The 19,509-nt window shown below is 60.2% G+C and carries 21 protein-coding genes; 11 read left to right on the top strand and 10 right to left on the bottom strand.

All coding sequences use genetic code 11. The features are described 5' to 3' along the window. The 3 genes from PSH88_RS01975 to PSH88_RS01965 all read right to left on the bottom strand — a co-directional run bounded on the left by PSH88_RS01975 (window position 1) and on the right by PSH88_RS01965 (window position 1,520). Complete coding sequence (locus tag PSH88_RS01975; protein ID WP_007939343.1) at window positions 1–795, bottom strand: thiazole synthase; 795 nt, start codon at window positions 793–795, stop codon at window positions 1–3. Window positions 796–857: 62 nt separating this feature from the next. Beyond that, on the bottom strand, window positions 858–1,058 hold the full coding sequence (thiS, locus tag PSH88_RS01970; protein ID WP_161807490.1) for a sulfur carrier protein ThiS: 201 nt from the start codon (window positions 1,056–1,058) through the stop codon (window positions 858–860). A 90-nt stretch (window positions 1,059–1,148) separates the two neighbouring features. Further along, window positions 1,149–1,520, bottom strand: coding sequence for a DUF423 domain-containing protein (locus PSH88_RS01965; protein ID WP_305424694.1), 372 nt, complete (start codon window positions 1,518–1,520; stop codon window positions 1,149–1,151). 74 nt (window positions 1,521–1,594) lie between these two features. Here PSH88_RS01965 and mtgA point away from each other — a divergent pair, with 74 nt between their 5' ends. Continuing rightward, entirely contained in the window at window positions 1,595–2,317 is a 723-nt protein-coding gene (mtgA, locus tag PSH88_RS01960) for a monofunctional biosynthetic peptidoglycan transglycosylase (protein WP_305424693.1), read from the top strand. 207 nt (window positions 2,318–2,524) lie between these two features. Here mtgA and rpoH read toward each other — a convergent pair whose 3' ends face one another. The 4 genes from rpoH to ftsY form a co-directional block, all read right to left on the bottom strand. Next, window positions 2,525–3,379, bottom strand: a complete 855-nt coding sequence (gene rpoH, locus PSH88_RS01955; RefSeq protein ID WP_007897890.1) for an RNA polymerase sigma factor RpoH — start codon at window positions 3,377–3,379, stop codon at window positions 2,525–2,527. 113 nt (window positions 3,380–3,492) lie between these two features. Then, entirely contained in the window at window positions 3,493–4,518 is a 1,026-nt protein-coding gene (ftsX, locus tag PSH88_RS01950; RefSeq protein ID WP_305424691.1) for a permease-like cell division protein FtsX, read from the bottom strand. Then, window positions 4,515–5,186 (bottom strand): cell division ATP-binding protein FtsE, encoded by a 672-nt coding sequence (gene ftsE / locus PSH88_RS01945; RefSeq protein ID WP_007897888.1) that lies wholly within the window; start codon window positions 5,184–5,186, stop codon window positions 4,515–4,517. The genes ftsX and ftsE overlap by 4 nt, the downstream gene beginning before the upstream one ends. Continuing rightward, window positions 5,183–6,736: a signal recognition particle-docking protein FtsY gene (gene ftsY, locus PSH88_RS01940; RefSeq protein WP_305424690.1), complete on the bottom strand. Its 1,554-nt coding sequence runs from the start codon at window positions 6,734–6,736 to the stop codon at window positions 5,183–5,185. The genes ftsE and ftsY overlap by 4 nt, the downstream gene beginning before the upstream one ends. 344 nt (window positions 6,737–7,080) lie before the next feature. On the opposite strand from ftsY, the gene PSH88_RS01935 reads away from it, so the two are divergent. From PSH88_RS01935 to PSH88_RS01915, 5 genes are all read left to right on the top strand, one after another. Further along, window positions 7,081–8,436 (top strand): M16 family metallopeptidase, encoded by a 1,356-nt coding sequence (locus PSH88_RS01935; RefSeq protein ID WP_305424689.1) that lies wholly within the window; start codon window positions 7,081–7,083, stop codon window positions 8,434–8,436. Continuing rightward, on the top strand, window positions 8,429–9,919 hold the full coding sequence (locus PSH88_RS01930) for a M16 family metallopeptidase (RefSeq protein WP_305424688.1): 1,491 nt from the start codon (window positions 8,429–8,431) through the stop codon (window positions 9,917–9,919). The genes PSH88_RS01935 and PSH88_RS01930 overlap by 8 nt, the downstream gene beginning before the upstream one ends. Beyond that, window positions 9,919–10,536 (top strand): 16S rRNA (guanine(966)-N(2))-methyltransferase RsmD, encoded by a 618-nt coding sequence (gene rsmD, locus PSH88_RS01925; RefSeq protein ID WP_305424686.1) that lies wholly within the window; start codon window positions 9,919–9,921, stop codon window positions 10,534–10,536. The genes PSH88_RS01930 and rsmD overlap by 1 nt, the downstream gene beginning before the upstream one ends. A 73-nt stretch (window positions 10,537–10,609) precedes the next feature. Continuing rightward, on the top strand, window positions 10,610–11,620 hold the full coding sequence (locus PSH88_RS01920) for a hydrolase (RefSeq protein WP_305424684.1): 1,011 nt from the start codon (window positions 10,610–10,612) through the stop codon (window positions 11,618–11,620). Between the two features lie 3 nt (window positions 11,621–11,623). Then, the gene (locus tag PSH88_RS01915) at window positions 11,624–12,466 is read left to right on the top strand and encodes an AraC family transcriptional regulator (RefSeq protein ID WP_305424683.1); all 843 of its coding nucleotides are present in this window, start codon (window positions 11,624–11,626) and stop codon (window positions 12,464–12,466) included. Between the two features lie 117 nt (window positions 12,467–12,583). On the opposite strand, the gene PSH88_RS01910 is transcribed toward PSH88_RS01915, so the two are convergent. After that, entirely contained in the window at window positions 12,584–13,438 is an 855-nt protein-coding gene (locus PSH88_RS01910; RefSeq protein WP_305424682.1) for a sulfurtransferase, read from the bottom strand. A gap of 44 nt (window positions 13,439–13,482) precedes the next feature. Beyond that, window positions 13,483–14,154 (bottom strand): TetR/AcrR family transcriptional regulator, encoded by a 672-nt coding sequence (locus tag PSH88_RS01905; RefSeq protein ID WP_008007386.1) that lies wholly within the window; start codon window positions 14,152–14,154, stop codon window positions 13,483–13,485. 145 nt (window positions 14,155–14,299) lie between these two features. Here PSH88_RS01905 and PSH88_RS01900 point away from each other — a divergent pair, with 145 nt between their 5' ends. The 5 genes from PSH88_RS01900 (at window position 14,300) to PSH88_RS01880 (ending at window position 19,053) form a co-directional block, all read left to right on the top strand. Continuing rightward, complete coding sequence (locus PSH88_RS01900; protein ID WP_305424681.1) at window positions 14,300–15,730, top strand: coniferyl aldehyde dehydrogenase; 1,431 nt, start codon at window positions 14,300–14,302, stop codon at window positions 15,728–15,730. Window positions 15,731–15,758: 28 nt separating this feature from the next. Continuing rightward, window positions 15,759–16,304, top strand: coding sequence for a twin-arginine translocation pathway signal protein (locus PSH88_RS01895; RefSeq protein WP_305424680.1), 546 nt, complete (start codon window positions 15,759–15,761; stop codon window positions 16,302–16,304). Between the two features lie 158 nt (window positions 16,305–16,462). Beyond that, complete coding sequence (locus PSH88_RS01890) at window positions 16,463–18,058, top strand: GMC family oxidoreductase (RefSeq protein WP_305424679.1); 1,596 nt, start codon at window positions 16,463–16,465, stop codon at window positions 18,056–18,058. Window positions 18,059–18,173: 115 nt separating this feature from the next. Further along, window positions 18,174–18,653, top strand: a complete 480-nt coding sequence (gene coaD, locus PSH88_RS01885) for a pantetheine-phosphate adenylyltransferase (RefSeq protein ID WP_038980940.1) — start codon at window positions 18,174–18,176, stop codon at window positions 18,651–18,653. Window positions 18,654–18,801: 148 nt separating this feature from the next. Continuing rightward, window positions 18,802–19,053: a YfhL family 4Fe-4S dicluster ferredoxin gene (locus PSH88_RS01880; RefSeq protein ID WP_095057374.1), complete on the top strand. Its 252-nt coding sequence runs from the start codon at window positions 18,802–18,804 to the stop codon at window positions 19,051–19,053. Window positions 19,054–19,176: 123 nt separating this feature from the next. Here the strand turns inward: PSH88_RS01880 and PSH88_RS01875 are convergent, their stop codons facing one another. Continuing rightward, window positions 19,177–19,500 carry a multidrug transporter gene (locus tag PSH88_RS01875; protein ID WP_305424677.1) on the bottom strand — a complete coding sequence of 108 codons (324 nt, stop codon included), beginning with the start codon at window positions 19,498–19,500 and terminating at the stop codon, window positions 19,177–19,179. Window positions 19,501–19,509 lie beyond the last annotated feature (9 nt).

The raw sequence follows: 19,509 nt of genomic DNA, 5'->3' as shown, positions 1-19,509 counted from the left end.
TTACTTGATCAGACCATCCAGCGGCGAGGAGGCGCTGGCATAGAGTTTTTTCGGCATGCGGCCGGCGAGGTAGGCCAAGCGACCTGCAACGATGGCGTGTTTCATGGCTTCGGCCATCATGATCGGCTGCTGGGCATGGGCGATGGCCGAGTTCATCAGCACCGCTTCACAGCCCAGTTCCATGGCGATGGTGGCGTCGGAAGCCGTACCGACACCGGCATCCACCAACACCGGAATTTTCGCTTCTTCGAGGATGATCTGCAGGTTGTACGGGTTGCAGATCCCCAGGCCGGAACCGATCAGACCGGCCAGCGGCATGACCGCGATGCAGCCGATTTCCGCCAGTTGACGGGCAATGATCGGGTCATCGCTGGTGTACACCATCACGTCGAAGCCTTCCTTGACCAGCACTTCGGCGGCCTTGAGGGTTTCGATCACGTTGGGGAACAGGGTTTTCTGATCCGCCAGCACTTCCAGCTTCACCAGATTGTGGCCGTCGAGCAGCTCACGGGCCAGGCGGCAGGTGCGCACGGCTTCAATGGCGTCGTAGCAACCGGCGGTGTTAGGCAGGAAGGTGTAGCGATCCGGCGACAGGACTTCGAGCAGGTTCGGTTCGCCCGGGTTCTGGCCGAGGTTGGTGCGGCGCACGGCGAAGGTGACGATCTCGGCACCCGAGGCTTCGATGGCCAGACGGGTTTCTTCCATGTCGCGGTATTTGCCGGTGCCTACCAGCAAACGCGACTGGTAAGTACGACCGGCCAGGACGAAGGGCTTGTCGCTACGAACGATGCTCATGGGAAATCCTCTGTAGGGGTGAGGTTCTTGCAGAATATTCTGTGGCCGCTCGGGCCGGGCAGCTAGCCGCCGCCGATGGCGTGGACCACTTCGACGCAATCGCCGTCGTTCAGCGTGGTGTCGGCATGCTGGCTGCGCGGGACGATATCCAGATTGAGTTCGACCGCCACCCGGCGCCCGGTCAGTTCCAGACGGGTCAGCAGGGCCGCAACGGTTTCACCGTCGGGCAGTTCAAGGGATTCGCCGTTCAATTGAATGCGCATGCCGAATGCCGCCATCATTTTTAGGGGCTGGCATTCTAGCCCGATCAGTCAGGCCGACCCAAGCCATTCGTCACGAAATGGACCGCGTGGTCAGCTCAACCGCCAGGCGGCAAGCCCCAGGCAAACCCAGCCGACCAGGAACGCCAGGCCACCGAAGGGTGTAACGATCCCGAGCTTGCTGACGCCGGTCATCGTCAGCAGGTACAGGCTGCCGGAAAACAACACAATACCAATGGCAAATGACGCTCCGGCCCAGGTAATCAGGCGACAGGGAATCTGCGCGGCCAACAGCGCCACACCCAGCAACGCCAAGGTATGCACCAGTTGATAAGTGACGCCCGTATGGAAAATCGTCAAATACTCAGGCGCCAGGCGGCTTTTCAGGCCGTGGGCGGCGAATGCGCCCAAGGCTACGCCGGTGAAACCGAAGAAAGCAGCCAACATCAGGAAGCCACGCAACATGAAGAACTCCAGTCAGACTCGATCAACAGGGTCTGTATAATGGCCGGCTCAATGGGTTCGGCCAAGCCATCTCTATGCTGCAGTTAATTTTCCGTCGTCTCACAAAGGCCCTGCTCTGGTTCGCGGGCGGTAGCGTATTGCTGGTGTTGCTGTTTCGGGTGGTGCCGCCACCGGGAACGGCGCTGATGGTCGAGCGCAAGATCGAATCCTGGTTCGACGGCGAGCCGATTGACTTGCAGCGCATCTGGAAACCCTGGGATGAAATCTCCGACAACCTGAAAGTCGCGGTGATTGCCGGTGAGGACCAGAAGTTTCCCGAGCATTGGGGCTTTGATATCGGCGCGATTCAGGCGGCGTTTGCGCATAACGAACGCGGCGGCTCGATTCGCGGTGCCAGCACCCTGAGCCAGCAAGTGTCGAAGAACCTGTTTCTGTGGTCTGGCCGCAGCTGGCTGCGCAAAGGCCTGGAGGTCTGGTTTACCGGGCTGATCGAGGTGTTCTGGCCCAAGCAGCGGATTCTTGAGGTGTACCTCAACAGCGTCGAGTGGGATGAAGGGGTGTTTGGCGCCGAAGCGGCGGCTCGGCATCACTTTGGTGTCGGCGCTCGCTCGATATCCCGACAGCAGGCGAGTTTGCTGGCTGCGGTACTGCCGAACCCGCGGGTGTGGAGCGCCAGCCATCCAACCTCTTACGTTGCAAGACGGGCCGGGTGGATTCGCCAGCAGATGAGTCAGTTGGGTGGGGACAGTTATCTGCTCGGGCTCAACGATTCGCGTCGGGCACCTTGGTCTCAGTAACCGCTCACGATTTTTTGGGCACTATAGAACCCTATGGGAGCGGGCTTGCCCGCGATGACGGCTGATCATTCAACATTGATGTCGACTGACACTACGCCTTCGCGGGCAAGCCCGCTCCCACAGGGACCAAGGCGAAGCTGAAAAATGGGCCCAAACAAAAACGCCCCGATCAAATGATCGGGGCGTTTTTTATTGCCTTCGCGCGGGTTACGCAGCGATCGACAACTTGAGCTTGTTCATCGCGCTCTTCTCGAGCTGACGAATACGCTCGGCCGACACGTTGTACTTCTGCGCCAGGTCGTGCAGCGTGGCTTTTTCTTCTGCCAGCCAGCGCTGGTAGAGGATGTCGCGGCTGCGGTCGTCCAGCACTTCAAGCGCTTCGTGCAGGTTGTGGTTGGAGTTGTCGCTCCAGTCGGCGTCTTCCAGTTGACGGGCCGGGTCGTACCGGTGGTCTTCCAGATAGTTGGCCGGCGACTGGAATGCACTGTCGTCGTCCGCTTCCGCGGCCGGGTCGAAAGCCATGTCATGGCCGGTCAGGCGACTTTCCATCTCGCGCACTTCCCGCGGCTCTACGCCGAGGCTTTCCGCCACGCGATGGACTTCCTCGTTGTTCAGCCAGGCCAGACGTTTCTTCTGGCTGCGCAGGTTGAAGAACAGCTTGCGCTGAGCCTTGGTGGTCGCGACTTTCACGATCCGCCAGTTGCGCAGGATGAACTCGTGGATTTCCGCCTTGATCCAGTGCACCGCAAAGGACACCAGGCGAACACCCATTTCCGGGTTGAAACGCTTGACCGCTTTCATCAGGCCGACGTTGCCTTCCTGGATCAGGTCAGCCTGGGCCAGGCCGTAGCCGGAATAGCTACGGGCAATGTGTACGACAAAACGCAGGTGGGCGAGCACCATCTGCCGAGCCGCCCCCAAATCCTGCTCATAATAGAGACTCTCGGCCAGTTCACGCTCCTGCTCCGGCGTCAGCAATGGAATGCTGTTCACCGTGTGCACATAGGCCTCCAGGTTCGCACCCGGGACCAGAGCATATGCAGGCTGCAAAGAATTGGTCATACGAAAAAACCTCCGACTTACATAACTCGTGCAGTTCAGCACTGCGAAAATTGACCGGAAACCAAAAAACAAGTTCCCATAAACGCTGAAAGGTCAATACGAGCAAAATGATATTACTTTGGCGCAAGCTCCCGCAGGTGGCGTGCGACTGCAATCCATGCACCGATATACCCCAACAGCACCGCGCCAAGCAAGAGCGATAGACCGTCGGCAACTGGCACTCCGGCCAGCGCAAAATCACTGCCGTACAAACCGGCCAGTCCAACTACCGCGTCGTTCAGCCAGTTCAGGCCGAACGCCAACACACCCCAGGAAAGAATCCCTGCACCAAAGCCATAAAGCGCACCCATATACAGAAAGGGCCTGCGCACATAGCTGTCAGTGCCGCCGACGAGTTTAATCACTTCTATCTCTGTGCGGCGGTTTTCAATATGAAGACGAATGGTATTGCCTATCACCAAAAGTAATGCAGAAACCAAAAGCACGGTCAGACCGAAGACAAAACGGTCGCCCAGCTTGAGGATGGCTGCCAGACGCTCGACCCAGACTAGATCAAGTTGCGCTTGTTGTACCTTCGGCAATTCGGAAAGTTTTTGTCTCAATGCTTCAAGCGCGGGTTTGTCGACCTCATTCGGGGTCACCAGGACCACGCCCGGCAGCGGGTTTTCCGGAAGTTCCTTGAGCGCTTCGCCCAGTCCAGACTGCTGCTGGAACTCTTCCAGCGCCTGATCGCGACCCACGTATTCGGCGTCGGCCACGCCCGGCATGCCCTTGATCTGCTCGCGCAACGACTCGCCTTGTTCAGGACTGGCATCGAGTTGCAGGTACAGGGAAATCTGCGCCGCACGCTGCCAGGAACCACCGAGGCGCTCGACGTTATTCAGCAAAAGTGACAGACCCATCGGCAAACTGAGGGCAACCGCCATCACCATGCAGGTGAAAAAGCTGCCGATCGGGTGTTTGCCCAAGCGGCGCAAGCTGTCCAGCAGACTCGCACGATGGCTTTCGACCCAGGCGCGGAACAGCGTAGAGAAATCCGGACCATCGTCATCGTCGCGCTTTTTCTTCTGCTGCGGTTGCGGATCGGCGGCCTTCGGGGCCACGCGCTCGGAAACCTTGGGGCTACGTGTTGCACTCATACGCCAGCCTCCCCGTCACCAATCAATCGGCCACGCTGCAGCGTGAGCATGCGATGACGCATGCGGGCAATCAATGCCAGGTCGTGACTGGCGATCAGCACACTGGTGCCCAGACGGTTGATGTCTTCGAACACGCCCATGATTTCTGCCGCCAGACGCGGGTCGAGGTTACCGGTGGGTTCGTCCGCCAGCAGCAAGGCTGGACGGTGAACGATGGCGCGGGCGATGCCGACGCGCTGTTGCTGGCCGGTGGACAGGTCGCCGGGGTAGAGATCGGTTTTGTCCGAGAGCGCCACGCGCTCCAGGGCCGAGTCCACGCGCTTGGCGACTTCGGCCTTGGACAGGCCAAGGATCTGCAACGGCAACGCGACGTTGTTGAACACCGTGCGATCGAACAGCAACTGGTGGTTCTGAAACACCACGCCGATTTGCCGGCGCAGGAACGGAATCTGCGCATTGCTGATGGTGCTCAGGTCTTGCCCTGCCAGCAGCAATTTGCCGGTGGTCGGACGCTCCATGGCCAGCAACAGCCGCAACAAGGTGCTTTTGCCAGCGCCGGAATGGCCGGTGACAAACAAGAATTCGCCCCGACGGACTCGAAAGCTCAGCTCATGCAAGCCGACGTGACCATTCGGGTAGCGTTTACCGACCTGTTCGAAACGAATCATGAACGCTCCCGCTCGGCAAACAATGCCTGGACAAAGGGTTCTGCTTCAAAAGTACGCAAATCGTCGATGCCTTCGCCGACGCCGATATAGCGAATCGGTAAGCCAAACTGCTTGGCCAGGGCGAAAATCACCCCACCCTTGGCGGTGCCGTCGAGTTTGGTCAGCGCCAGGCCGGTCAATTCGACGGTCTGGTTGAATTGCTTGGCCTGGTTGATGGCGTTCTGGCCGGTACCGGCGTCGAGCACCAACAGGACCTCGTGCGGTGCATCGGCGTCGAGCTTGCCGATTACCCGACGAACTTTTTTCAGTTCTTCCATCAGGTTGTCTTTGGTGTGCAAACGACCGGCGGTGTCGGCGATCAGCACGTCAATGCCACGGGCCTTGGCGGCCTGCACGGCATCGAAGATGACCGAAGCCGAATCGGCGCCGGTGTGCTGGGCGATGACCGGAATCTTGTTGCGCTCACCCCAGACTTGCAACTGCTCGACCGCTGCGGCGCGAAAGGTGTCACCGGCGGCGAGCATGACTTTCTTGCCTTCCAGTTGCAGCTTCTTCGCCAGTTTGCCGATGGTGGTGGTCTTGCCGGCACCATTGACGCCCACCACCAGAATCACGAACGGCTTGTTCTGTGAGGTGATTTTCAGTGGCTGCTCGACCGGTTTGAGCATGGCGGCCAGTTCGGCCTGCAGGGATTTGTACAGTGCATCGGCATCGGCCAATTCTTTGCGGGCGACTTTCTGAGTCAGGCGCTGAATGATCACCGACGTCGCTTCGACGCCGACATCGGCGGTCAGCAGACGGGTTTCGATGTCTTCGAGCAACTCGTCATCGATGATTTTCTTGCCGAGGAACAGACTGGCCATGCCCTCGCCAATGCTGGCGCTGGTCTTGGACAAGCCTTGCTTGAGGCGGGCGAAGAAACCGGCCTTGGTCTCTTCGGTACGCACAGGCTCGACCGGAGTTTCAACTGGAGCAACGGGCGTGGCGACAACCGGAACGATGACCGGTGCAGGTGCAGGTGCTGGCTCTGGCTCTGGCTCTCGCGCTTGAACAACCGGAGCAACCGGAGCAACCGGAGCGGGAGCAACAAATGCCGGCACTACAGGCTCTGGAACAACCGGCGCAGGCTCAGCCACGAACACAGGCTCAACAACCGGCGCAACCACTGGCGCCCGAACCGGCTCAGGAGCGAACGCAGTCGGGGCCGGAATCGGCGGCGTGATATGAGCTGCTTGCTCATCTTCGACCAGTGCCACCGGCTCTTCCGCCACCGGCAACGTCAGCCACGGCTCGGCGACGGGCGTCAGCGGCAATGGGGCCACGATTACGGTTTCAGAAGCAGGCTCGGCCGCGGATTGCAGCACCGGCTCGGCGATCGGCAGGGCAATCGGCGCGGGCACTTCTTCCATGACTGGCGCAGGGGTTGCCTCAGAAAGTGGCTGTGGCTGTTCGACAACGGGTTCCTGCGGCTTTTTGCGCAGCCATCCGAACAGGCTTTTCTTCTCGCCAGCCGCAGCTGGGGTCTTCTTGTCGTCGTTGGAACCAAACATGGAGGACGGCTATCTCACGGTAGCGACGCGCCAAAGGGCGCCTCGGCAATAAATAATTCGATGCAGAACAGACTGCGATTCATCCAGCTTGTTCACGCGCAACATTTTGTCGAGGTACCAACGGCACCTCAAAGTTTGATCAATACGAAGGACTGGAACGGCATCGTCGGCGAAAACGCAGAGTTTAGCTGACAAACTCAAAGCCCAAGCCGCAAACCCAAACAACCTACTGACCGATCAAAGGCCTGATAGGCGTGGCCGCCAGTAAAACGGATCAGTATCCTAGCACCTCCTCGCCCGCCTAGGCTAAGACCAAGCGGGCAGCCCCAAAGGTTTAAAAACGAATGAATGCTTTAGCCCGCCGCGCTGCAGGCCTGCTGTTCAGCACAGTTTGTCTGCCACTTTCAGCCCTGGCTGCCGATCCACAACCCACCCACGAATTCACCCTCGACAACGGCCTGAAGGTCGTCGTGCGCGAAGACCATCGTGCGCCGGTCGTCGTTTCCCAGGTCTGGTACAAGGTTGGCTCAAGCTATGAGACCCCGGGCCAGACCGGGCTGTCCCATGCGCTGGAACACATGATGTTCAAGGGCAGCGAGAAGGTCGGCCCCGGTGAAGCCTCGCTGATCTTGCGCGACCTCGGTGCCGAAGAAAACGCCTTCACCAGCGATGACTTCACCGCCTATTACCAGGTGCTGGCCCGTGATCGTCTGGGCGTGGCCTTCGAGCTGGAAGCGGACCGCATGGCCAATCTGCGCCTGCCAGCCGACGAGTTCACCCGCGAGATCGAGGTGATCAAGGAAGAACGTCGCCTGCGCACCGACGACAAGCCGATGTCCAAGGCCTATGAACGCTTCATGGCCATGGCCTACCCCGCCAGCGGTTATCACACGCCGACCATCGGCTGGATGGCGGACCTCGACCGCATGAAAATCGAAGAACTGCGCCATTGGTATCAGTCCTGGTATGTACCGAACAACGCCACCCTGGTGGTGGTCGGTGACGTGACCCCGGATGAAGTCAAAACCCTGGCCCAGCGTTACTTCGGCCCGATCGCCAAGCGCGACGTGCCATCAGCGAAAATCCCGCTGGAACTGGCCGAGCCCGGCGAACGGAAGATCACCCTGCATGTGCAGACTCAATTGCCGAGCCTGATGCTGGCCTTCAACGTGCCGAGCATCGCTACCGCCGAAGACAAGCGTTCAGTTAACGCTCTGCGCCTGATCTCCGCCCTGCTCGACGGCGGCTACAGCGGCCGGATCCCGACGCAACTGGAACGCGGCGAAGAGCTGGTGTCCGGCGGTTCGTCGAGCTACGACGCCTATACCCGCGGCGACAGTCTGTTCACTTTGTCGGCCACGCCGAACACCCAGAAGAAGAAAACCATGGCCCAGGCGGAAGCCGGCCTGTGGAAACTGCTCGAACAGCTGAAAACCACCGCGCCGTCCACTGAAGAGCTGGAGCGGGTGCGAGCGCAGGTCATTGCCGGCCTGGTCTACGAGCGTGACTCGATCACCAGCCAGGCCACCGCCATCGGCCAACTGGAAACCGTCGGGCTGTCCTGGAAACTGATGGACACCGAACTCGCCGATCTGGAAAGCGTGACCCCGCAAGACATCCAGAAAGCCGCCAAGCTGTATTTCACCCGCGCACGTCTCAGCGTCGCCCATGTACTGCCAGAGGAGACGACTCATGAGTGAGCGTAAAAAACCGCGCCTGGCCCTGATCGGCCTGGTCGTCATTGCATTGCTCGGGGCTGCCGCCTTTTATTTCTCCAAGTCTGACGAAACCAGCGCCAGCGAAGCCCTCGACAAAGCCAAGGCGAGCCAGAAGCTGCAATCGCTGGCAGAACTCGACGGCAAGGCCCCAAGCCATCGCTCGCTGAACGTGCAGACCTGGAACACGACCGAAGGCGCCAAGGTGCTGTTCGTTGAAGCCCGTGAGCTGCCGATGTTCGATATACGCCTGATCTTCGCCGCTGGCAGCAGCCAGGACGGCGATGCATCCGGCCTGGCCCTGCTGACCAACGCCATGCTCAATGAAGGTGTGGCTGGCAAAGACGTCAGCGCTATCGCCCAAGGCTTCGAAGGCCTGGGGGCCGACTTCGGTAATGGCGCCTATAAAGACATGGCGATTGCGTCGCTGCGCAGCCTCAGTGCCGCGGACAAACGCGAGCCTGCCTTGAAGCTGTTCGCTGAAGTCGTCGGCAAACCGACCTTCCCCGCCGACTCATTTGCGCGCATCAAGAACCAGATGCTGGCCGGCTTCGAATATCAGAAACAGAACCCCGGCAAACTCGCCAGCATCGAGCTGATGAATCGCTTGTACGGCGATCACCCCTACGCGCATGCAAGCGACGGCACGGCGAAGAGCATTCCACCCATCACCCTGGCGCAATTGCGAGCCTTCCATCAGAAAGCCTACGCCGCCGGCAATGTGGTGATTGCGCTGGTGGGCGACCTGTCGCGCGCTGAAGCCGAGGCGGTTGCCGCCCAAGTGTCCGCCGACCTGCCCAAAGGCCCGGCCCTGGCGAAAATCGAACAGCCGACTGACCCCAAGTCGAGCATTGGCCATATCGAGTTTCCGTCCAAGCAGACCAACCTGATGATCGCGCAACTGGGCATCGACCGTGACGATCCGGATTACGCAGCGCTGTCCCTGGGCAATCAGATCCTTGGCGGCGGTGGTTTCGGCACTCGCTTGATGAGCGAAGTGCGCGAGAAGCGCGGCCTGGCCTACGGCGTGTATTCGGGTTTCAGCCCGATGCAGGCTCGCGGCCCGTTCATGATCAACCTGCAAACCCGCGCCGAGATGAGCGAAGGCACGCTGAAACTGGTGCAGGACGTGCTCGCCGATTATCTTAAGACCGGCCCCACCGAGAAAGAACTCGACGACGCCAAGCGCGAACTGGCCGGCAGCTTCCCGCTGTCCACCGCCAGCAACGCCGATATCGTCGGGCAGCTTGGCGCCATGGGTTTTTACAACTTGCCGCTGACCTATCTGGAAGACTTCATGCAGCAGTCCCAGAGCCTGACCGTCGAGCAAGTCAAAGCCGCATTGAACAAACACCTGAGCACGGACAAACTGGTCATCGTCAGCGCTGGCCCGACCGTGCCACAAAAGCCGTTGCCGGCCCCATCTGACAAACCTGCCGAGCAACCGCTCGGGGTTCCGGAGCACTAATGGCCAGTCCATCGCGTTCTAAAAAACCTGTTCACAACGTGCACAACGGTGTGAATCAACTGCGCATCATCGGCGGTGAATGGGGCAGCCGAAAGCTGAGCTTCCCCGATGCGCCAGGCTTGCGTCCAACGCCGGACCGAGTCCGTGAAACCCTGTTCAACTGGCTCGCGCCTTATGTCGCCGGGGCCAAGGTGCTCGACCCATTTGCCGGTAGCGGCGCGTTGTTTCTCGAGGCTTTGTCCCGTGGCGCAGCCATGGGCCAGGCACTGGATGCGAGCAACATCGCAGTAGCGAGCATCAAGGAACATCTGGGCACCCTGCGCTGCACGACCGGTCAGGTACAGACTGCCGACGCCTTGCGCTATCTGGAAACCCAACCAGCCACGGCGTTCGATCTGGTGTTTCTCGACCCGCCGTTTAATCAGAATCTGTTGCCTGCCGTTTGCACTTTGCTCGAAGAGCGTCAGTGGCTGAGTGACGATGCGTGGGTCTACACTGAAAGCGAAACGGCACCGTCGATATTGGGTTTGCCAGAAAATTGGCGCCTGCATCGGGAGCAAAAATCAGGACGGGTGTACTACGCGTTGTGGCAACGTATGGCAGGGAACGCCGGTTAGTCCGGCCTGTAAAAACGGTGCGAAGCTCAGTCAGTTAACGCTGCGGGTAAGCACCGCTGCATCGAGAGCAATCGTGTCCCATCTGCCAGAACGTTTCACTCCCGCCTTCACGCCCGCCTACGGTCTGGGCAATCCGCACTTACAAACCTTGTGGGGACCGCTATGGCGCAAAACCACACATATCGAGCGTGAGCGCGAGCGATTGTGGCTTGAAGATGGCGATTTCCTTGACCTGGACTGGCACGGCCCCCACAGCGCGAATGCACCGTTGGTGCTGGTATTGCACGGCCTGACCGGCTCGTCGAATTCGCCTTATGTGGCCGGGATGCAGAAGGCGCTCAGCACCCAGGGTTGGGCCAGTGTCGCGCTGAACTGGCGAGGTTGCTCCGGCGAGCCCAATCTGTTGCCGCGCAGCTACCATTCCGGGGCCAGTGAAGATTTGGCGGAAACCATCAAGCACCTGCGCACCCAACGCCCCCTCGCGCCGTTGTATGCGGTCGGTTATTCCATGGGCGGTAACGTGTTGCTCAAGCATTTGGGCGAAACCGGTAGCAACAGCGGGGTGCTCGGCGCCGTGGCGGTGTCGGTGCCGTTTCGCCTCGATCACTGTGCCGATCGCATCAGCCAGGGTTTTTCCAAATTCTATCAAGCGCATTTCATGCGGGAGATGGTCGCCTACATCAAGAACAAGCAGCGCAGGTTCCAGTATGAAGGGCATCAGGATGGCCTGGCGGCATTGGCGGCGCTGGGCTCGCTGGAGAACATGCGCACCTTCTGGGAGTTCGATGGCCGGGTCACCGCACCGCTGAATGGTTTCGCCGATGCCGCGGATTACTATCGCCGCGCTTCGAGTCGTTATTTCCTTGGAGAGATTCGCACACCGACCTTGATTATCCAGGCGGCGGATGACCCGTTTGTCTTTCCTCATAGCCTGCCGCAAGCCGACGAGTTGTCTGCCTGCACGCAATTCGAGTTGCAGGCCAAGGGTGGCCATGTCGGCTTCGTCGAGGGCTCGTTCCGGCAACCGGGTTACTACCTGGAAAGGCGCATTCCCCAATGGCTCGCCACCACAGGGCGCAAGTAACCCATGGATTCCGCTCAGGGCGAGTCGATTCACTTCTGGCAAACGGCGCCGTTGGCCGGGGTCGAGTTGTTGTCCGCGCGCTACATCGAGCACCGCTTCGCCCCCCATGTGCATGACGGCTATGTGATCGGCATGATCATGGCCGGGGCCCAGCGTTATCGCTATCGCGGCGCCGAGCATCTGGCCGGCAGCGGCACGCTGGTGCTGATCAACCCGGATGAACTGCACACCGGCCACAAAGGAACGGAAGACGGTTGGTTGTACCGGGCGTTTTATCCCGACAGTGGACAGATTCTTTCACTGCTGGACGAGCTCGAACTGCCTACCGATACCTTGCCGGCATTTAGTGCCACGTTGTATCGCGATCCAGACCTGGTGAAGGGGTTCTGCCAACTGCATCGGTTGCTGGAAAGTCCGTCCACGGCGCTGCAACAGCAGACGGTCTGGCGGGAAATGATGCTGTCGCTGTTGCAACGTCACGCAGCCGTCCCGGTCGCCGGTAAACCAGGCAAGGAGCACCGGGCGGTGACCCTGGCCAAGGAACTGCTGCAATCACGCTTGGCGGCGCCGCCCTCGCTGGAGGAACTGGCGGCGACGGTGAACCTGTCGCCTTTCCACTTCGCCCGGGTGTTCCGCAGAGCCACCGGCATGCCGCCACACACCTGGTTGATGCAGCAGCGTATCGCCCGGGCACGGGCGCTGTTACAGCGCGGCTGCCTGCCGCTGGAAGTCGCGACGCAGTTGGGTTTTGCCGACCAGAGCCATCTGAGTCGGCAGTTCAAACAGGTTTATGGCGTAGGACCGGGGGCGTATCGCAGTGCGCGGCAACTACCCGGTTATGGATGACTACAAAGATCCAAATGTGGGAGCGGGCTTGCTCGCGAAGACGGTGGGTCAGTCGATATCAATGTCGACTGTTACATCGTCTTCGCGAGCAAGCCCGCTCCCACAATGGATAGGGGATTATTCGCCCTTGGCGACGCCTCGCGCGGGATCGTTGATCCACTCACTCCACGACCCGGCATACAACGACCCCAACGGATAACCCGCCAGGCACAGGGCGAACAAGTTGTGGCAGGCGGTCACACCGGAACCGCAATACGCGACCAACTCCGTCGGTGAACGATCACCGAGCTTTGTGGCAAACCGCTGCTTGAGCTGTTCGGCCGGCAGGAACCGCCCGTCGCTGCCCAGGTTATCGGTGAACGCGGCACATTGTGCGCCGGGGATGTGCCCGGCAATCGGATCGATCGGCTCTACTTCGCCCTTGAAGCGCGGCAAGCCGCGGGCGTCGAGCAAGGTCAGCGAGGGCTGGCCGAGACGTTGCTGGAGTTGTTCGGCGCTGAGCACCAACGAAGCGTCCGGCGTCCCGGTGAAGGTGCCACGGGTGATCGACGGCGCATCAAGACTCAGGGGCAATCCGGCGGCGTGCCAGGCTTTCAACCCTCCATCGAGAATGAATACGCCATCGCGCTTGCCCAGCCACGCCAGCAACCACCAGGCCCGCGCCGCGTAGGCGCCGGGACCGTCATCGTACAAAACCACTTCGCTGTCGGCGTTGATGCCCCAGGCTTGAAAGCGTTCGATCAAGTCGACGGGTTCAGGCAATGGATGACGCCCGGTAACCCCCTTGACCACTGCACCGCTCAAATCACGCTCAAGATCGGCAAAGCTCGATCCGGCAATATGCCCTTCGGCGTAGCTGCGTTGACCGTAATCAGGGTCTTCGAGGGCAAAACGACAATCCAGAATCACCAGCCCCGGCGTCTCCTTTTTCAGGTCCAACGCTTGCGGGCTGATCAGTTGCGCAATGGGCATAACGGGCTCCTGTGATTTTGTCGGCTTCAATCCTGCTGCACTCTTTATCCCACTTCTTCCAGCGCCTGGGCCAGCGGCACATAAAACTCTTCGAACAGTGCATTCACCGCATCGTGAGCTTGATCGGTGACGAATCCGGCCTCCAGCACCAGTACCTGATACACGCCCCGTTTGATGGCCTGTTCGCTCAGATGATTGGAGTTTTCCCGCGTGGTGCACAGAAAACGCACCCACGATGTGAGGATGATCCAGGCATTGAGGGTCAGGGATTCGATCTGAACCTTGTCCATGCACAGAATGCCGGCCTCGACGAAGCCCGCATAGATGTGGGTACCCTGGATCAGGCAGCGCTGGGAAAAGCGCCGGTAACGGGCGGCCAGCTCGGGATCGCTGTCGAGCAAATGCTCGAGGTCACGATGCAGGAAGCGGTAGCGCCACATGGCGGAGAGCAATTCCTTGAGGTAGAAGCGCTTGTCTTCGACCGTTGCGGCGCGGCCCTGGGGCGGGCGCAGGAAGCTGTCCACCAGGTTTTCGTACTCACTGAACAATACGGCGATGATCGCCTGCTTGTTGGGGAAGTGGTAGTACAGGTTGCCCGGGGAAATCTCCATGTGGGCAGCAATGTGGTTGGTACTGATACTGCGCTCGCCCTGTTGATTGAACAGCTCCAGGCTGTTCTGCACGATGCGCTCGCTGGTTTTGATCCGAGGGGCCATGGCTTGAGCTTTAATTCAGAGTGCGATGAGGGGCATCTTACGACCTATCCGCGCATGGATAAAACAAAGCTGTGTCAGAGTGCCATTTGACTTTCTAGAGCATGGACTCTAAAAAGTTCCTCATTACAATAAATCCGGAGCGACCATGCCTGCTGACATCGCCTACTTGAAGAACCTGCAGCAGCCTCTGGACGAGCTCCAAACCCTGTTCGACGCTCAACGCGCGGCGTATGCAGTCAACCCGATGCCACCCGCGGCTCAGCGCCAGCAATGGCTAAAAGCGTTGCGGGACCTGCTGAGCAATGAGCGCCAGGCCCTGATCGACGCCATCAGCCAGGACTTCAGCCACCGCAGCGCCGATGAAACCCTGCTCGCCGAGTTGATGCCCAGCCTGCACGGCATTCACTACGCCAGCCGGCACCTCAAAGGCTGGATGAAAACCTCGCGACGCAAAGTCGGCCTCGCCTTTCAGCCAGCATCGGCCAAAGTGGTTTATCAGCCGTTGGGCGTGGTCGGAGTGATCGTGCCGTGGAACTACCCGCTTTACCTGGCCATCGGGCCGCTGGTGGGTGCGTTGTCGGCGGGCAATCGGGTGATGCTCAAACTCAGCGAATCGACCCCCGCCACTGGTTTGCTGCTCAAGGAATTGCTGGGCCGGGTTTTCCCTCAGGACTTGGTCTGCGTGGTGCTGGGTGAGGCCGATATCGGTGTCGCGTTCTCACGGCTGCGTTTCGATCATTTGCTGTTCACGGGCGCCACCAGCATCGGCAAACACGTGATGCGCGCGGCGGCCGAGAATCTGACGCCAGTGACCCTCGAACTGGGTGGCAAGTCCCCGGCCATCGTTTCCCGCGATGTGCCGCTTGAGGACGCCGCCGAACGCATCGCTTTCGGTAAGACCCTCAACGCCGGGCAAACCTGTGTCGCCCCGGACTACGTGCTGGTGCCGGAAGACCGCATCGGCTCTTTCGTCGAAGCCTATCGCCAGGCGGTTCGCGGGTTTTATCCGACGCTGGCCGACAACCCGGACTACACCGCTATCATCAACGACCGGCAGCTGGCGCGGCTCAACGGTTACCTCAGCGACGCCACCAGCAAGGGCGCGCTGCTGATTCCGCTGTTCGATCAGGGCCAGGGCCGGCGCATGGGTCATAGCCTGCTGCTCAACGTCAACGACGACATGACGGTGATGCAGGACGAAATCTTCGGCCCGTTGCTGCCGATTGTGCCGTACAAAGACCTCGACGAAGCGTTTGCCTACATCAACCAACGCCCTCGCCCACTGGCGCTGTATTACTTCGGCTACGACAAGCGCGAGCAAAACCGCGTCCTCAACGAAACCCATTCCGGTGGCGTTTGCCTCAATGACACCTTGCTGCACGTTGCTCAGGACGACATGCCGTTCGGCGGCATCGGTGCCTCGGGCATGGGCCACTACCACGGCCACGAAGGTTTCCTGACCTTCAGCAAGGCCAAAGGCGTGCTGATCAAACAGCGCTTCAATGCGGCGAAGCTGATCTATCCGCCGTACGGCAAGTCCATTCAGAAACTGATCCAGAAGCTGTTTATCCGCTAACGATCATCACCGCCGGGTAATAACAATAATGAGCCCAAGCCTGTCCGACACTCCCGCGCTATCACGGCGCGGCTTGCTTAAATTCAGCCTCGGCGCCAGCGCTTTTCTAGCGACGGCCGGATTAGGCGCGAGCCTCAGCGGCTGCTCATCGAGCAACCCGGCCAGCGGTTTCGCGATTCTTCGCAACAGTGACCTGCTGTTTCTGCGGGCAGTGATTCCGGTGATGCTCGACGGCGCCGTGTCCATCGAAAAAATGCCGGCTGCCGTCGCCGAGACCCTGTACAGCCTGGATAACGGCCTGAATCACCTGTCGCCGGAAATGCTCAAACTGACCCGGCAATTGTTCGATGTGTTGGGGATGGCCGTGACTCGCGGGCCACTGACCGGAATCTGGGGCAGCTGGGAAAACGCCAGCAGCGAACAGATCCGGCACTTTCTCGACCGTTGGGAAAACAGTTCGTTGAGCCTGCTGCGCATGGGCCACAGCTCGTTGCTGCAAATGGTGATGATGGCGTGGTACAGCCGGGCTGAATCGTGGGCGCATTGCGGGTATCCGGGGCCGCCCACCGTTTGAGACCGAGTCGACCCTATCGCGGGCAAGCCACGCTCCCACAGGGTTTGAGTCGCTCACAAAAGGGTGGTCCATCTCAAATCCTGTGGGAGCGTGGCTTGCCCGCGATGGCGTCAGCCGCATCACCACCGAATCCAAAATAATAAGAGAACCCGAACATCATGCCCGTACCCGATCCGTTCCGCGAAGGCCTGGCCCGTGGCTGGAAAACCTACAACGGCGCCCGACTGACCCAGGACCTGACCCTCGAAACGGACGTGGCAATCATCGGCAGCGGCGCCGGCGGCGGGACCACCGCCGAAATCCTCAGCGCCGCCGGCTACAAGGTGTTGCTGATCGAAGAAGGCCCGCTCAAGACCAGCAGCGATTTCAAGATGCTCGAAGACCAGGCCTACACCAGCCTCTATCAGGAAGGCATCGGGCGCATGAGCAAGGACGGCGCGATCACCATCCTTCAGGGCCGTGCAGTGGGCGGCACCACGCTGATCAACTGGACCTCAAGCTTTCGCACCCCGGACCCGACGCTGGAACACTGGGCCAAAGAGCACGACGTCATAGGTCACACGCCGGCCGAAATGACGCCCTGGTTCGAGCAAATGGAACAACGCCTGGGCGTCGCCCCGTGGCCGGTGCCGCCCAACGCCAACAACGACGTCATCCGCAAAGGCTGCGAAAAACTCGGCTACGCCTGGCATGTGATTCCGCGCAACGTGCGCGGTTGCTGGAACATCGGCTACTGCGGCATGGGTTGCCCGACCAACGCCAAGCAATCGATGCTGGTCACGACCATTCCGGCGACCCTGGAAAAAGGTGGCGAGCTACTCTATCTGGCCCGCGCCGAAAAGCTGTCGATCAAAGACGGCAAGGTCACTGGCTTGCAATGTGTGGCGATGGATGAGCGTTGCGTTGCGCCTACCGGACGCACGATTACGGTCAAGGCTCGGCATTACGTGCTGGCCGGCGGCGGGATCAACAGCCCGGCGCTGCTAATGCGCTCCGAAGCGCCGGATCCTCACGAGCGGCTGGGTAAACGGACCTTCCTGCACTTGGTAAACATGTCCGCCGGGCTGTTTGATGAGGTGATCAACCCGTTCTATGGCGCGCCGCAGTCGATCTATTCCGACCATTTCCAGTGGCAGGATGGCACCACCGGCAAGATGTCTTACAAACTGGAGGTTCCACCGCTGCACCCCGCGCTGGCCAGCACCCTGCTTGGCGGCTTCGGCACGGAAAGCGCCCGGCATATGGAAAACCTGCCGCACACCCATGCCATGTTGGCGTTGCTGCGGGACGGTTTTCACCCGGACAGCCCTGGTGGCAGCGTCGAATTGCGCGGTGACGGTACACCGGTGCTCGACTATCAGGTTTCACCGTATACCTGGGACGGGGTGCGTCGGGCTTTCCACAGCATGGCCGAGATCCAGTTCGCCGGTGGCGCCAACGCCGTGATGCCGATGCACGCCGACGCTCGTTACGTGAAAACCCTCGCCGAAGCGCGCGCATTGATCGACGATTTGAGACTTGAGTTGTATCGCACGCGTCTGGGCAGTGCCCATGTGATGGGCGGTTGTGCCATGGGTGAAGATCCGAAAAGCGCTGTGACCGACAGCCTTGGTCGACATCATCAACTGCGTAATCTGTCGATTCATGACGGCTCGCTTTTCCCCACCAGCATTGGCGCAAACCCCCAATTGTCGGTCTACGGACTGACGGCGCAATTGGCCACTTCGCTGGCCGAACGTTTGAAAAACCCATGAAAACGCGGAATATTCCCATCGTCTATAGTGCTTTCTTACCCAACAGGCGACTTGGCCGACCGGGAAGGCTGCGATACCATCCGACTCCCCAACGGACTCCCGCCAGGACGACGCGATGAACCGAGTGTTGTACCCAGGTACCTTCGACCCTATTACCAAGGGCCATGGCGATCTGGTCGAACGCGCCTCGCGCCTGTTCGATCACGTGATCATCGCCGTCGCCGCCAGCCCGAAAAAAAACCCGCTGTTTCCCCTGGAACAACGTGTGGAGCTGGCCCGCGAGGTCACCAAACATTTGCCGAACGTTGAAGTCGTCGGTTTCTCGACGTTGCTCGCGCATTTCGCCAAAGAGAAGAACGCCAACATATTCCTGCGTGGTTTGCGCGCGGTGTCGGACTTCGAATACGAATTCCAGCTGGCCAACATGAATCGCCAACTGGCACCGGATGTGGAAAGCCTGTTTCTCACACCGTCCGAGCGTTATTCATTCATTTCCTCGACGCTGGTGCGTGAAATCGCGGCCCTGGGCGGCGATATCACCAAGTTCGTCCACCCGGCGGTGGCCGACGCCCTCACCCTGCGCTTTAAAAAGTAGGAGCTGCCGAAGGCTGCGATCTTTTACGGCTATCGCAATCTTCGATCGCTGCACTTGATCGCGCCCGCGTGCACTGCGGGCGCCAATGCGGCACAATTGTGCGCATTGATTTATTGCGCCCGGGCCTGCCGCCCCGGCTGGAGTTAGCATGTCCCTGATCATCACCGACGATTGCATCAACTGCGACGTCTGCGAACCCGAGTGCCCGAACGCCGCCATCTCCCAGGGCGAAGAGATCTACGTGATCGACCCGAACCTGTGCACACAATGTGTCGGCCACTACGACGAACCGCAGTGCCAGCAGGTCTGCCCGGTGGATTGCATCCCGCTGGACGAGGCTCATCCGGAGACTGAAGAACAGTTGATGGAGAAGTACCGCAAGATTACCGGCAAGGTTTGAGTCATTCGGCAACTTCGAAGACGCCATCGCGGGCAAGCCCGCTCCCACAGGGTTTACGCGGTCCTTGTGGGAGCGGGCTTGCCCGCGATGAGGCCATCAGCCACACCGTAGATGTAACTGACTTCACTCCCGCTGCTCAAACCCCTCCCCGATGCACCCCAGGCACCGCACAAATGCGGCTTTCGCCGGATCGACCACCAACGCCTGCCCCGCATCGCCAATACCGCCACCGAACGCGGTAAACGGCAACGACACCACAAACGCCCCGGCACCGATCACTGTCGCCGCTACCAACAATGGTCGGGCAATCAGTAAATCGCCAAGCATGGCGTAGGCCGGTGGGTTCTGGATGGTGTAACGCGGATCGCCGCTGCCGTTCTCAGCCGCCAGCGCGGGCGCACCGGCGCTCAGCAGCAGCGCAACGACAAGGGTTCGAAACAAATTCATGGCACGGTC

This window comes from Pseudomonas wuhanensis, assembly GCF_030687395.1.
GTDB lineage: Bacteria > Pseudomonadota > Gammaproteobacteria > Pseudomonadales > Pseudomonadaceae > Aquipseudomonas > Aquipseudomonas wuhanensis.
The sequence above is the reverse complement of the archived record's forward strand: the minus strand, read 5'-3'. Positions and strand labels throughout refer to the sequence as shown.